Genomic DNA, 12,354 nt, shown 5'->3' on the forward strand with positions numbered 1-12,354 from the left:
GCATGTGGCAGGCTGAGGTGCGGATCGATCTCGACGCGATCCGCGAGAATGTGTCGCGGCTCCGGGCCGGCACCACGGCCGAGGTGATGGCCGTGGTCAAGGCCGACGGTTACGGCCACGGCATGCTGCCGGCCGCGCGGGCGGCGCTCGACGGCGGGGCCACCTGGCTGGGCGTCTGCACTCTCGACGAGGCGCTCGCGCTGCGCCGGGCGGGCATCACCGTTCCGGTGCTGGCCTGGCTGCTCGCCCCCGGCCTGCCGCTGCACACCGGCGTCGAGGCGGATGTCGACCTAAACGCCGCGAGCGTCGACCAGCTCGGCGAGCTGGTCACGGCCGCCGAGCGCGCCGGCCGGCCGGCCCGGATCCACCTGAAGATCGACACCGGGTTGTCCCGGGGTGGCGCCACCGCGGCCGACTGGCCGACCCTGGTGGAGGCCGCCGCGAAGGCCGAGGCCGCGGGTCTGGTCGAGGTGGTCGGGGTGTGGAGCCATTTCGTGTACGCGGACGCGCCCGGCCACCCGACCATCGACCGCCAGTTGGCGGCGTTCCACGAGGCGTTGGCGGTGGCCGAGCGGGCGGGTCTGCGGCCCCGCTACCGGCACCTGGCCAACTCGGCGGCCACGCTGACCCGGCCGGACACCCACTTCGACCTGGTCCGACCCGGTATCGCGGTGTACGGGCTGTCCCCGGTGGCCGGCGAGACGTACGGGCTGCGGCCGGCGATGACCGCGCGGGCCCGGGTGACGATCGTCAAGCGGGTGCCGGCCGGCACCGGCGTGTCCTACGGGCACACCTACCACACCGAGCGGGAGACCACCCTCGCCGTGGTGCCGCTGGGCTACGGCGACGGCGTGCCCCGGCACGCCTCGAACGCCGGACCGGTGCGGCTGGCCGGGCGGACCCGGACGATCGCCGGGCGGGTCTGCATGGACCAGATCGTGCTCGACTGCGGCGACGACCCGGTGGCCGCCGGCGACGTGGCGACCCTGTTCGGCAGCGGCGTCGAGGGCGAGCCGACCGCCGACGACTGGGCCGCCGCGGTGGGAACCATCAACTACGAGATCGTCACCCGGTTCGGCGGTGTCCGCGTCCCCCGGGTGTACGACGGGCTCCGCTCATGACCGGGCCGCAGCGGCCGGAGCGGCGCCGCCCGGGAATTCCCGCGCCCCGGCCGGCGGTCCGGATCGCCGGGCTGGTGGGGGCCGCGGTCGGGGTGGCCGCCGCCGGCGTGGCAGCCGGGATCGCCGCGGAGCGGGCCGTGGTGCGCCGGTCCAAGCGGGCGACCGACCCGTACGCGAGCGAGGTGTTCGGCCCGCAGCCGTGCGACGAGGAACTCGTCGTCGAGCTGGTCGACGGCACCGACCTGCACGTCGAGATCGTCCAGCCGAAACGGGTGGATGCCGCCCGGCCGACGCTGGTGTTCGTCCACGGCTTCTGCCTGGACATGGGGACGTTCCACTTCCAGCGCACCGCGCTGGCCCGGCGCGGCGAGTACCGGATGGTCTTCTACGACCAGCCTGGTCACGGCCGGTCCGGGGCGCTGAAGACCGGTGAGTACGACCTGGCCCGGCTCGGCGACGCGCTCCGGAAGGTGATCGACCGGACCGTGCCGGACGGGCCGCTGGTGCTGATCGGGCACTCGATGGGCGGGATGACCATCATGGCGCTCGCCGAGCGGCATCCGGAGCTGTTCGGGGACCGGGTCGCCGGGGCGGTGCTGCTGGCCACCTCGGCGGGGCGGCTGCGGCAGAGCCGGCTGGGCCTGCCCGCCGTGCTGAGCCGGGCCGGTCCACCGCTGCTGGGCCGGGCGGGCGCCCCGCTGCTGCCGGTGCTGGACGGCGCCACCCGGCTGACCGGCGGCGCTCTGGACCGGGCCCGCCAGGCGACCTCGAACGTGGCGTGGCTGTTGACCCGCCGGTACGGCTTCGGCACCGGCCAGCCGAGCCCGGCGCTGGTCTCCTACGTCGAGGAGATGAACAGCCACACCACCACCGAGACGGTGGCCCGCTACCTGCGTACCCTCTATTCGCACTCCCGGTATCCGGCCCTGGCGGCGCTCGCCGGCACGCCCACCCTGGTGATCGTCGGCGACAAGGATGTGATCACGCCGCCCCGGCTCTCCGAGGAGATCGTCCGGCGGTTGCCCGATGCGGAGTTCGTCCTGGTGCCGGACGCCGGGCACGTCGTGATGCTGGAACACGCGGACGCCGTCAACGCGGCGTTGGCGGACTTTCTGACCAGGCTGGAGGCATGATCCGACAGTGCGGACGCTGACCACTGTGGAGGACACGCACGAGTTCGGCCGGCGGCTCGCCGGCCGGCTGCGCGCGGGGGACCTGCTGGTGTTGACCGGGCCGTTGGGCGCCGGCAAGACGGCGCTGGTCCGGGGCATCGGCGCGGGGCTGGGCGTCCTCGGGGACGTCACCTCGCCGACCTTCGTCATCGCCCGGGTACACCGGCCGGACCCCGCCCGGGGCGGCCGGGTCCCGCTGGTACACGCCGACGCCTACCGGCTGGGCGACGCCGCCGACCCACGGGCGGAGATCGACGATCTCGACCTGGACGCCTCGATGGACGAGGCGGTGACGGTGGTCGAGTGGGGTGAGGGCATGGTCGAGCAGTTGGGCGACGCGCACCTGCGGGTCCGGATCGACCGGCGCGACGACGACTCCCGGCTGGTCGAGCTGGAGCCGGTGGGCGGCGACTGGGCGGACCGACTGTCCGGTTTGGACTGAGCCACCGGCTTCGGCCGGGCGATCCGTCGGCCGGGCGATCCGTCGGCCGGGCGATCCGTCGGCCGGGCGATCCGTCGGCCGGGCGATCCGTCGGCCGGGCGGACCGTCGGCCGGGCGGACCGGTGTCGGCCGGCCGTGTCGTACCCCTGGAATAGCCTGCGTCCAGGTGCCCACCCCGGCCACCGCCGTTCCCGGGCACCGCCGTGCCCCTTGCCACCGCCGTCCCCCGGCCACCCGAGCCGACCCCTCCACCCCAGCGACCCCTGCCGAGCCCGACCGGAAAGAGCTGACGATGACCGCACCGGCCCTCGACCTGCCCGCGCTGCTGCCCCCGGCCTGGCGGGCGGCCCTGGCGCCACACCTCGACCCGGCCGGCACGGCCGCGCTGGGCGAGTTCGTCGCCCACGAGTACGCCACCAGGACGGTCTATCCGCCGGTCGAGGACCTGTTCGCGGCGTACCGGCTCTGCGCGCCGGAGGATTGCCGGGTGCTGATCCTCGGTCAGGACCCGTACCACCGGGCGGGTCAGGCGCACGGGCTCAGCTTCAGCGTCCAGCCCGGCGTCCGGGTGCCGCCGTCGTTGCGCAACGTGTTCCGGGAGCTGGCGGCCGATCTGGGCGTCGCTCCGCCCACCAGCGGGAATCTCACCGGCTGGGCGGAGCAGGGGGTGCTGCTGCTGAACTCGGTGCTCACCGTCCGGGAGGGCAGCCCGAATTCGCACGCCGGCCACGGGTGGGAGGCGTTCACCGATGCCACCATCCGGGCCCTGGACGAGCGTGCGCAGCGGATCGTGTTCCTGCTCTGGGGTGGGTACGCCCGCCGCAAGCGCGGCCTGATCACCAACCCGGCGCACGTGGTGCTGGAGGCGGGTCACCCCAGCCCGCTGAACCCGCGCGGGTTCCTCGGCTGTCGCCCGTTCAGCGCCACCAACAAGGCTCTGGCCGACGCCGGTCGGCCCACCATCGAGTGGGACCGGTCAGCCGGCTGACCGTTGCCGGTAGCGGCGCAGCAGGGCCGCGGTCGCGGGGTCCGTGACCTCGACCACGGCCAGCGGCACGACCCGATAGCCGCGCAGCAGTGCCGCCGTAGCGGCTGTGATTCGCCAGCGTGGTTACGCACGGTCAGGGCCCGCCCGGCAGCCAGCCGGACTGTGCGCCGGCCCGGAAAGCTCGGCGCGGGCGGACGGGGATGTCCACGAAGGCGCTGTCCGGGTAGCCGGTCCTGGGTCGGGTTACGCTCGGGCGGAAATCGGCGCGAGTTAGGGTGTTTGCCGTGCTCGTACTCGTGGTGGATTCGTCGACTCCCGCCGTGACGGCCGCGCTGGCCGAGGTGACGGCCGACGGTGTGCTGCTCAGGGCCGAACGGCGGACGGTGGACGCCCGTGCGCACGGCGAGTTGCTCGCCCCGCAGATCGACGGCGTGCTGGCCGAGGTGGGTGCCCGACCAGCGGATCTCGCCGCGATCGTGGCCGGTACCGGGCCCGGTCCCTTCACCGGCCTACGGGTCGGGCTGGTCACCGCCGCCACCATGGGCCAGGTGCTGGACGTACCCACCTACGGGGTCTGCTCGCTGGACGCCATCGGCCGGGCGGCGACCGCCCCCGGCCCCGTCCTGGTGGCCAGCGACGCCCGGCGCCGGGAGGTCTACTGGGCGGTCTACGACGGTGGCGGTGCCCGGCTGGCCGGTCCCGAGGTCGGACCGGCGGAGGCCGCGGTGGCCCGGGCGCGCGAACTCGGCGCGGTCGCCGCGGTGGGCGACGGTGCCTGTCGGTACGCGGACCGGATCGACCTGCCGGTACGGCCCGATCCCCGCTTCCCGCCGGCAGACGCGCTCGCCGAACTGGCCGCGGAGCGGGTCCGGCGCGGCGGGCCCGGCGAACCGCTCACCCCGCTGTACCTGCGCCGGCCGGATGCGGTGGCCGCCACGGCCCGCAAGTCGGTGCTGCCGTGAGCCCGGTCCCGGCATGACCGCCGGCGACCACCGATCCGCGCTGGTCCGACCGGCCCGGATCGTGCCGATGCGGTGGTGGCACATCGACGCCGTGCTGCCGATCGAGGACGACCTGTTCGGCGCCGAGCGCTGGTCCGCCGGGATGTTCTGGAACGAGTTGGCGAACGGTCACCACTACCTGGTGGCGCTGGACCAGCCGGCGACGTCGGCGGCCGGCGGGTCAGGCGAGCGGCCCACGGCTCCGGACGGCGGCGTCGACGTGGTGATCGGGTACGCGGGACTGGCGCTGCAACCGCCGGCCGAGGCGTGGGTGCAGAACATCGCGGTACGCCGGGACCACCAGCGGGCCGGGGTGGGCCGGGCGCTGCTCACCGAACTGCTCCGGGTCGCCGACGCGGCCGGGGTGCGCAGCACCCTGCTGGAGGTGGCCGTGGACAACGCGCCCGCCCAGAAGCTTTATGCCGCGTACGGCTTCGAGCCGATCGGCGTCCGGCGCGGCTACTACCAACCGAGCAACACCGACGCGCTGGTGATGGAGCGACATGGCTGACGAACCGCTGATCCTCGGCATCGAGACGTCCTGCGACGAGACCGGGGTGGGCATCGTGCGCGGGCACACCCTGCTCGCCGACGCGATCGCGTCCAGCGTCGAGGAACACGCCCGGTTCGGCGGTGTGGTGCCCGAGGTGGCCAGCCGGGCCCACCTGGAGGCGATCGTGCCGACCATGCGGCGGGCGCTGGCCGAGGCCGGCGTGACCATCGCGGACATCGACGCCATCGCGGTGACCGCCGGGCCCGGGCTGGCCGGGGCGTTGCTGGTGGGCGTGGCCGCCGCCAAGGGATACGCGCTGGCCGCCGAGAAGCCGGTGTACGGCGTCAACCACCTGGCCGCGCACGTCGCCGTGGACACGCTCGAACACGGTCCCCTGCCCGAGCCGGCCGTGGCGCTGCTGGTCTCCGGCGGGCACTCCTCGCTGCTGGTGGTGGACGATCTGGCCCGTGGGGTGACCCCGCTGGGTGCCACCATCGACGACGCGGCCGGCGAGGCGTTCGACAAGGTGGCCCGGCTGCTCGGGCTGCCGTTCCCGGGCGGGCCGCCGATCGACCGGGAGGCACGGGCCGGTGACCCCGCCGCGATCGCCTTCCCGCGCGGGTTGACCGCGCGTAAGGATCTCGACGCGCACCGGTACGACTTCTCGTTCTCCGGTCTGAAGACGGCGGTGGCCCGCTGGGTGGAGGCCCGCGAGCGGGCCGGTGAACCGGTGCCGGTGGCGGACGTGGCCGCCTCGTTCCAGGAGGCGGTGTGTGACGTGCTGACCGCCAAGGCCGTCGACGCCTGCCGGGCGCACGGCATCGAGACCCTGGTGATCGGCGGCGGGGTCGCGGCGAACTCCCGGTTGCGGGCGGTGGCCGAGGAGCGCGCCGCCCGGTACGGCATCCGGGTCCGGGTGCCGCGGCCGAAGCTGTGTACCGACAACGGGGCGATGGTGGCGGCGCTCGGGTCGCACCTGGTGGCCGCCGGGGTGGCGCCGAGTCGGCTCGACCTGCCGGCCGACAGCGCGCTGCCGCTGACCACGGTCAGCGTGTGACCCTGGTGCCGGTTGAGACGAGGAGGACGGATCCGGTGATCGTGCGGATGTGGGAGGCGCGGGCCGAGCCGAAGGGGTTCGCGGAGCTCATCTCGTGGGTGTGTGAGACCGGGCTGCCCGAGTTCGAGCACGATCCTGGACATGTGAGCAGCGAGGTCTTCTCGTCCACCGACGACCGGGTGGTGGTCATCTCGAAGTGGCGCGGCCAACCCCGCCGGATGGCGGACCCGCCGGTGCTGCTGGTCGCCCGCCCGCCGCACGAGTGGGACTTCACCCCCGTCGACCGCTGAAAGGAAGGGCACCTTCTTATCGCTTTCTGTATAGGAAGGGGCCCTTCCTAACGCGACGCTGACCCCACAGGGCGGGGACGTCAACGGTCGGGGTGCCACGGTCAGCGGCGGATCAGGCGTACCGTCGCGACGCCGCCGGCCGCGAGTGCGGCGATCAGCACCACCCAGACCAGGTTGCTGTTGACCGGGGAGTCCGAGCCGGCGTTCGCGCGGGCCCGGGCGAACATCCCCTCGTTCTGCATGGCGGGTACGGCCGGTGGTGGTAGCTCGGCGTACCGGACCAGCCCGGTGCTCTCCAGCATCTTCATGTGGTTCATCACGAAGATGTTGGCCGCGTCCGCCAACTTGCGCACCTCGTCGTTCCGGGTGCTGGCCCGGACCGCGCCGATCACCGGGAAGATCTTGCCGTGCGCGACGCGGAGCCGGGTGACGAACGTCTGGTCGAACCGGTCACCCTCGGCCTTCTGCATCTCGGTGAGCCAGCCCTGCTGGTCGGGTCGCGGTGTCGGGGGGATCCGTACGCCGAGCTTGTTGGCGGTGTCCACCACCATCTGGTCCAGTTCGACGTGCTGCTGGGCGATCATGGCGCCCACCTCGCGTACCCGTTGCCGTTTGCCCTTCTCGGCGGCCATCTGGCCGGCTGGCATCTCCCACAGCCCGGCCTGGCGTACCCCGTCCAGCAGCGACTGGTCGGCGGCGTTCAGTTGGGCGGGCGCCGGCTCCGCGGGGGCCGCCGACGGCAGCAGCACCATCCCGGCGATCAGGCCGGCCACGGCCGCGGCGACCCATCGGGCCGGTCCCGGCCGGCTGGCGCCGGTCCGCGCGGGTCCGGGGGTACGTCGAGCTCTTCTGGCCGGCATTGCGCGCCACCACCTCTTGAGGTCCGGGGTCCGTCGGGTGGTGGTACGGGCCGGTTGGTCGATCCGTTCATCCATACATGTTTTTTTCCGCACCGCCTCCGGTCGGGACCGGCTTCTCCGGGAGGTCCCCGGACCGGGCCCACCGGGCCCACCAGTCCGGTTCGGACGGTTCGCCGGCCGCCCGCACCAGTGCGTCGACGAGACCGGCGGGCGAGCGCGCGGCGTCGGGTGGCACGACCGCCAGCAACCGGGACAGTTCCGCCGTGCGCTGCCGCACGATCTCGGCGACGAGGTCCCGGCCGGCCGCGGCGAGCAGCAGCCAGGAGACGCGCCGGTCGCCGTGCAGGCGGTACCGGGCCAGCAGGCCGCGCCGGACCAGCCGGTCGCCGGTACGGCTGACCGTGGACGGGTGTACGCCCAGGTCGGTGGCGAGGTCGACGGTGCGCCGCGGGCCGCTGCCGGCGAGCAGCACGAGCATCCGGTGCTGGGTGAGGGTGAGTTCGACGTCCAGTCCCGCGACGGTGCGGGCGGTGATGCCGACGGCCACCCGGCTCAACGCGGACAGCCCCTCGGTCAGCCGGGTCAGCTCTGCCTCCCGGGGATCGGTTCCGGCCGGAGGCTTGGAGACGTCCTGGCTCATCGGCGCATCGTCGCACGGTCCGGCGGCAACTACGCCGGTGCCAAGGCTCCGCACCATGGCGCCTCGGCCGCGCGACGATGGGTCAGGTGTTGCAGAGAACTGTTTGCAAAGATATCTTTGCAATCATGTCTTGGGAACGGGTACGTCCGGACGCGACGTCGCTGCGCGGCCTCGCCCATCCGCTGCGGGTGAAGATGCTGATCATGCTCCGCGAGGACGGGCCGGCCACCGCCACGCTGCTGGCGGACCGACTGCGCCAGTCGACCGGGGTGACCAGCTACCACCTGCGGCAGCTTGCGCAGTACGGGTTCGTGGTCGAAGACCCGGACCGGGGGGCCGGCCGGGAGCGATGGTGGAAGGCCGCGCACCGCGGCACCACCCTGGACGGCGCCGTCCGCCGGGAGGCGCCGGTCGAGACCGAGATCTACCTGCGGGCGATCGCGGCGCTCTACGCCGACCGGATGGACCACTGGCTCAGCGAGCTGCCGGCGATCGGCGATGAGTGGGAGCACACCGGAACCCTCAGCGACATGCGTCTGCGACTGACCGCGCAGGAGTCCCGGGACCTCAAAGCCGCCATCGACGCGCTGATCGAGCGGTACCGGCGGGACGATCCCGACGAGCCCGCCCCGGCCGGCGCCGAGCGCGTGGTGGTGCAGTGGCAGGTGATGCCGTTCCTGCGCCCCGACGAGCCGACCGACGAGGCCGCCGCCGGACCGACCGACGGGGTGACCCCGTGACGGCGGGCCGCCGAGGCGACCTCGTCAGTGGGCGTGGCGGCCTGATCGGGCTGCTCGCCGCCGAGACGGTGTCCCGGATCGGCAGCCGGATGTCGATGGTGGCCCTGCCCTGGTTCGTACTGGTGCTGACCGGCAGCCCGGCCAGGGCCGGCGTCATGGCGTTCGCCGAGATGCTGCCGTACGTCCTGGCCAGCGCTCTTGGCGGTCCGTTGCTGGACCGGGTGGGGGTGCGGCGAGCCAGCGTCACGGCCGACGCGGTCAGCGCGGTCGCGGTGGCGGGCATCCCGTTGCTGTACCGGGAGGGGCACCTCGGGTTTGGCACCCTGCTGGTGGCGGTGGCCGTCGCCGGACTGCTACGAGGGCTGGGCGACACCGCCAAGCTGGCCATCTTCGGGGCGGTGGTACCGGTGTCGAGGATCGACCTGACCCGGGCCACCGGCCTGCACGACGGGCTCAACCGGCTGTCCGGGATGCTCGGCGCTCCGCTGGCCGGCCTGCTCATCGCGGTCCTGGACGCGCCGACCGTGCTGCTGTTGGACGCGGCCACCTTCGCCTTCGGCGCGCTGGTCGTGCTCGGCACCGTGCCCGGGTCGGAGCGTACCCGGGCGGAACCGGTCGCCGACGGCCGGCGGGAACCCTACCTGACCTCGCTGCGCGCGGGCTGGTCCTTCATCCGGCGGGATCGGCTCGTGCTGGGAATCAGCCTCATGATCGTGCTGACCAACCTCTTCGACCAGGCGTACTCGTCGGTCCTGGCGCCGGTGTGGGCCCGCGACGTGGTCGGTTCGGCGGCGGCGCTGGGCGTCCTGTTCGGGCTCACCGGGCTGGGGGCGGTGCTCGGGAACATCGTCTTCGTGGCCGTGGCGCCCCGGGCACCACGCTGGGCCGTCTACGCCTTCGGCTTCCTGATCGGTGGATCGCCGCGGATCTTCGCCACCGCGTTCTCCTCCGACACCTGGGTGGTCTACCTGGTGACCTTCTGCGCGGGGGTGGCGCTGGCCGGGCTCAACCCGATCCTCGGCGCGGTGCTGTTCGAGCGGGTGCCCGAGGGCATGCGTACCCGGGTTCTCGGCATGTCCCAGGCGATGTCCTGGGCCGGTATCCCGGTCGGCGGCCTGGCCGGCGGCGCGCTGGTCGAGTGGATCGGCCTGCGCCCCAGCCTGGTGGTCTTCGCGACGCTGTACCTGGCGGCCACGCTGCTGCCGTTCGTGGATCGGACCTGGCGCCGGCTCGACGACCGGCCACCCGCCGCCGAGACCGCTGAGGCCGAACCGGGCCGGCCACCCGCTGCGGTCGAACCGGGCCAGCCGCCCGCTGCGGCCGAACCGGGCCGGCCACCCGCTGCGGCCGAACCGGTCCAGCCGCCCGCTGCGGCCGAACCGGTCGAATCAGGGCAGCCGCCCGCCGAGGTGGGTCCGTCGGCGGGGGAGCCGGGGTCGTCGTCCGCCGAGCCGGGGCCGGCGGTGGACAGGGCCCCGGCCCGGTCCGGTTGAGGTCAGCCGGCGGCGATCGGCGCGGTGACCGCGTCGGTGAGTCGGATCAGGTCGGCCGGGGCGAGTCGCAGTTGCAGTCCGCGCCGACCCGCCGAGACGTACATCTCGGGCAGTTGTTCCGCCGAGGAGTCGACCACGGTCGGCAGGCGCTTTCGCTGGCCCAGCGGGCTGATGCCGCCCCGGACATACCCGGTGGTCCGCTCGGCGAGTGCCCGGTCGGCCAGGGCAGCCCGCTTGCCGCCCAGCGCGGTGGCCAACGCCTTGAGGTCCAACTCCCCGGTCACCGGCACGACCGCCACGGCGAGCCGGCCGTCCACCTCGGTCACCAGCGACTTGAACACCCGCGCGGCGGGTACGCCGAGCGCCGCCGCCACCTCGGCACCGTAGTGCGGCGTGTCCGCCGGTACGTCGTACGGGTGGACGCTGTGTGTCACCCGCTGCCTGGTCAACAGCGCCGTCGCCGGTGTTCCGTGTCCCGCCACAGCCACCGAACCTACCCGGGACCGGGTCGCCCGGAATCCACCGGCTGACCGATCAGCACGGTCGGCGCACCGGCGACCCGGGTGAGCACCAGGCTGGCCCCGTCCGGGCCGGCCAGCCGGAGATCCCGGCGCAGTCGTTCGGGCACCAGCGCCGAGCCGCGCTTGAGGATCTCCACCCGACCGACACCCCGGTCCCGCAGCAGTGCGCGCAGCCGCTTCAGCGAGAACGGCAGCACGTCGCTGATCTCCAGGCACCGGGCGAACGGGGTCGGTACGGCACGGTCGGCGTACACGTAGGCGATCTCCGGGTCGGCGAGGTTGCCGTCGACGGTCGCCGCGAACTCGGCGACCAGCCGGGCCCGCAGCACCGCACCGTCCGGGTCGTACAGGAAGCGGCGGACCGGCCCGACGGGCGCGTCGACCCTGCCGTCACCGGTCAACTGCCGGTCCCTTGCCACTCCGGAGGCGCCAGGCGGGGGCCCTTCCCGGCCGAGCAGGGTGGCGCGGCGGGGGACCTCGGCGAGCGGGCCACACCAGAGCGTCGCCTCGACGAGATCACCGGCCACGCTCACCCACTCCGCCTCGGCACCCGACGGGATCAGCGCGTGGTCGAGCCCGGGGGCCACCTTGAGGACCGTGCGCGGCACCCGCTCGGTGAGCGCGGTCACGAAGCTCCACGGTGGCGAGTAGGCGTCCGGGTCGAAGATCCGCCGGGTGCCGGCGCGGCGGGCCGGGTCGCAGAACACCGCGTCCACCCCCGAGATGTCGTACCCGGTCGCGTCGCCGCACTCGACGGTGAACCGGTCGGCCAGCCCGAGCGCCGCCGCGTTGGCCGCGGCCAACGCCGCGGTGACCGGGTCGGCCTCGACGCCGTACACCCGGATGCCGATCCGGGCCGCGGCCAGCGCGTCAGTGCCGAGCCCACAACCCAGGTCGGCCAGCGTGCGTACCCCGGCGGCGCGCAGCCGGCGGGCGCGCCGGTCGGCCACGACGGGCCGGGTGGCCTGTTCCAGGCCGGGCCGGGTGAACCACATCCGGGCGGCGGCCGGGCCGAACTTTCCCACCGCGCGTCGGCGCAGCTCGGCCTGGGTGAGCGCGGTGGCGGCCAACCCGGCCGGTACGCCGGTGGCCCGCAGCGCGGCGGCCGCGGTCAGCGGGTCGCCGCCGGCCACCTCGGCCGCCGCCGCGAGCGCGGCCAACCCTTCAGCGGTACGCAGCGCGGCGAACTGGTCGAGATCCACGTTGTCATTCTGCTCAGCCGCCCGCCCGCCTCCGCCCGGACCCGAGGGTCCGGACCAGCCCACCCACGTCCGGTTGAACCACATCGCGTCCAAGCGGACCGAGGTGGGGCACCCCAGCCGTGTCGGGATCAAGCCTGACGGCGCCCGAGTGGGCTCGGAGTGGGGGCAACTCGGCCGTGTCGGGATCAAGCCTGACGGCGCCCGAGTCGGCTCGGAGTGGGGGCAACTCGGCCGTGTCGGGATCAAGCCTGACGGCGCTCGAGTCGGCTGGGGTGGGGGCAGCCCAGCCGCGTCGGGATCAAGCCTGACCGCCCAGAGCGGCTGGGCTGCCCCC

Annotated in this window: 14 protein-coding genes; 10 read left to right on the top strand and 4 right to left on the bottom strand. The window is 74.1% G+C overall.

Features of this window, described 5'->3' with window-relative positions; all coding sequences use genetic code 11:
• Positions 1-2 precede the first annotated feature (2 nt).
• The 8 genes from alr (at position 3) to ACXN5W_RS03600 (ending at position 6,564) form a co-directional block, all read left to right on the top strand.
• Positions 3-1,121, top strand: coding sequence for an alanine racemase (gene alr, locus ACXN5W_RS03565; protein ID WP_473156669.1), 1,119 nt, complete (start codon positions 3-5; stop codon positions 1,119-1,121).
• Positions 1,118-2,254, top strand: a complete 1,137-nt coding sequence (locus tag ACXN5W_RS03570) for an alpha/beta fold hydrolase (protein ID WP_473156670.1) — start codon at positions 1,118-1,120, stop codon at positions 2,252-2,254. Before alr ends, ACXN5W_RS03570 begins: the two co-directional genes overlap by 4 nt.
• A 7-nt stretch (positions 2,255-2,261) precedes the next feature.
• Positions 2,262-2,735: a tRNA (adenosine(37)-N6)-threonylcarbamoyltransferase complex ATPase subunit type 1 TsaE gene (gene tsaE, locus ACXN5W_RS03575; protein ID WP_473156671.1), complete on the top strand. Its 474-nt coding sequence runs from the start codon at positions 2,262-2,264 to the stop codon at positions 2,733-2,735.
• Positions 2,736-3,027: 292 nt separating this feature from the next.
• Positions 3,028-3,723 (top strand): uracil-DNA glycosylase, encoded by a 696-nt coding sequence (gene ung / locus ACXN5W_RS03580; protein WP_473156672.1) that lies wholly within the window; start codon positions 3,028-3,030, stop codon positions 3,721-3,723.
• Between the two features lie 284 nt (positions 3,724-4,007).
• Positions 4,008-4,685: a tRNA (adenosine(37)-N6)-threonylcarbamoyltransferase complex dimerization subunit type 1 TsaB gene (gene tsaB / locus ACXN5W_RS03585; protein WP_473156673.1), complete on the top strand. Its 678-nt coding sequence runs from the start codon at positions 4,008-4,010 to the stop codon at positions 4,683-4,685.
• Between the two features lie 13 nt (positions 4,686-4,698).
• On the top strand, positions 4,699-5,235 hold the full coding sequence (locus tag ACXN5W_RS03590) for a GNAT family N-acetyltransferase (RefSeq protein WP_473156674.1): 537 nt from the start codon (positions 4,699-4,701) through the stop codon (positions 5,233-5,235).
• Entirely contained in the window at positions 5,228-6,274 is a 1,047-nt protein-coding gene (tsaD, locus tag ACXN5W_RS03595) for a tRNA (adenosine(37)-N6)-threonylcarbamoyltransferase complex transferase subunit TsaD (protein ID WP_473156675.1), read from the top strand. The genes ACXN5W_RS03590 and tsaD overlap by 8 nt, the downstream gene beginning before the upstream one ends.
• 35 nt (positions 6,275-6,309) lie before the next feature.
• Positions 6,310-6,564, top strand: a complete 255-nt coding sequence (locus tag ACXN5W_RS03600) for a hypothetical protein (protein WP_473156689.1) — start codon at positions 6,310-6,312, stop codon at positions 6,562-6,564.
• Between the two features lie 101 nt (positions 6,565-6,665).
• On the opposite strand, the gene ACXN5W_RS03605 is transcribed toward ACXN5W_RS03600, so the two are convergent.
• Entirely contained in the window at positions 6,666-7,424 is a 759-nt protein-coding gene (locus tag ACXN5W_RS03605; RefSeq protein WP_473156676.1) for a DUF4142 domain-containing protein, read from the bottom strand.
• 67 nt (positions 7,425-7,491) lie between these two features.
• A complete protein-coding gene (locus ACXN5W_RS03610; protein WP_473156677.1) occupies positions 7,492-8,064 on the bottom strand; it encodes a MarR family winged helix-turn-helix transcriptional regulator in 573 nt (190 codons plus the stop codon).
• Positions 8,065-8,189: 125 nt separating this feature from the next.
• Here ACXN5W_RS03610 and ACXN5W_RS03615 point away from each other — a divergent pair, with 125 nt between their 5' ends.
• Together ACXN5W_RS03615 and ACXN5W_RS03620 are read left to right on the top strand one after the other, a co-directional pair.
• A complete protein-coding gene (locus ACXN5W_RS03615; protein WP_473156678.1) occupies positions 8,190-8,804 on the top strand; it encodes an ArsR/SmtB family transcription factor in 615 nt (204 codons plus the stop codon).
• Complete coding sequence (locus ACXN5W_RS03620) at positions 8,801-10,297, top strand: MFS transporter (protein WP_473156679.1); 1,497 nt, start codon at positions 8,801-8,803, stop codon at positions 10,295-10,297. The genes ACXN5W_RS03615 and ACXN5W_RS03620 overlap by 4 nt, the downstream gene beginning before the upstream one ends.
• A 2-nt stretch (positions 10,298-10,299) precedes the next feature.
• Here ACXN5W_RS03620 and ybaK read toward each other — a convergent pair whose 3' ends face one another.
• On the bottom strand, positions 10,300-10,779 hold the full coding sequence (gene ybaK, locus ACXN5W_RS03625; RefSeq protein WP_473156690.1) for a Cys-tRNA(Pro) deacylase: 480 nt from the start codon (positions 10,777-10,779) through the stop codon (positions 10,300-10,302).
• A gap of 11 nt (positions 10,780-10,790) precedes the next feature.
• Positions 10,791-12,020, bottom strand: coding sequence for a class I SAM-dependent methyltransferase (locus ACXN5W_RS03630; protein ID WP_473156680.1), 1,230 nt, complete (start codon positions 12,018-12,020; stop codon positions 10,791-10,793).
• Positions 12,021-12,354 lie beyond the last annotated feature (334 nt).

The sequence above is a fragment of the Plantactinospora sp. A48 genome (assembly GCF_055793945.1).

Coding starts and splice junctions, on each gene's coding strand:
- alr (WP_473156669.1), top strand. CDS start 3: ATGTGGCAGGCTGAGGTGCGGATCGATCTCGACGCGATCCGCGAGAAT.
- ACXN5W_RS03570 (WP_473156670.1), top strand. CDS start 1,118: ATGACCGGGCCGCAGCGGCCGGAGCGGCGCCGCCCGGGAATTCCCGCG.
- ung (WP_473156672.1), top strand. CDS start 3,028: ATGACCGCACCGGCCCTCGACCTGCCCGCGCTGCTGCCCCCGGCCTGG.
- ACXN5W_RS03590 (WP_473156674.1), top strand. CDS start 4,699: ATGACCGCCGGCGACCACCGATCCGCGCTGGTCCGACCGGCCCGGATC.
- tsaD (WP_473156675.1), top strand. CDS start 5,228: ATGGCTGACGAACCGCTGATCCTCGGCATCGAGACGTCCTGCGACGAG.
- ACXN5W_RS03605 (WP_473156676.1), bottom strand. CDS start 7,424: ATGCCGGCCAGAAGAGCTCGACGTACCCCCGGACCCGCGCGGACCGGC.
- ACXN5W_RS03610 (WP_473156677.1), bottom strand. CDS start 8,064: ATGAGCCAGGACGTCTCCAAGCCTCCGGCCGGAACCGATCCCCGGGAG.
- ACXN5W_RS03615 (WP_473156678.1), top strand. CDS start 8,190: ATGTCTTGGGAACGGGTACGTCCGGACGCGACGTCGCTGCGCGGCCTC.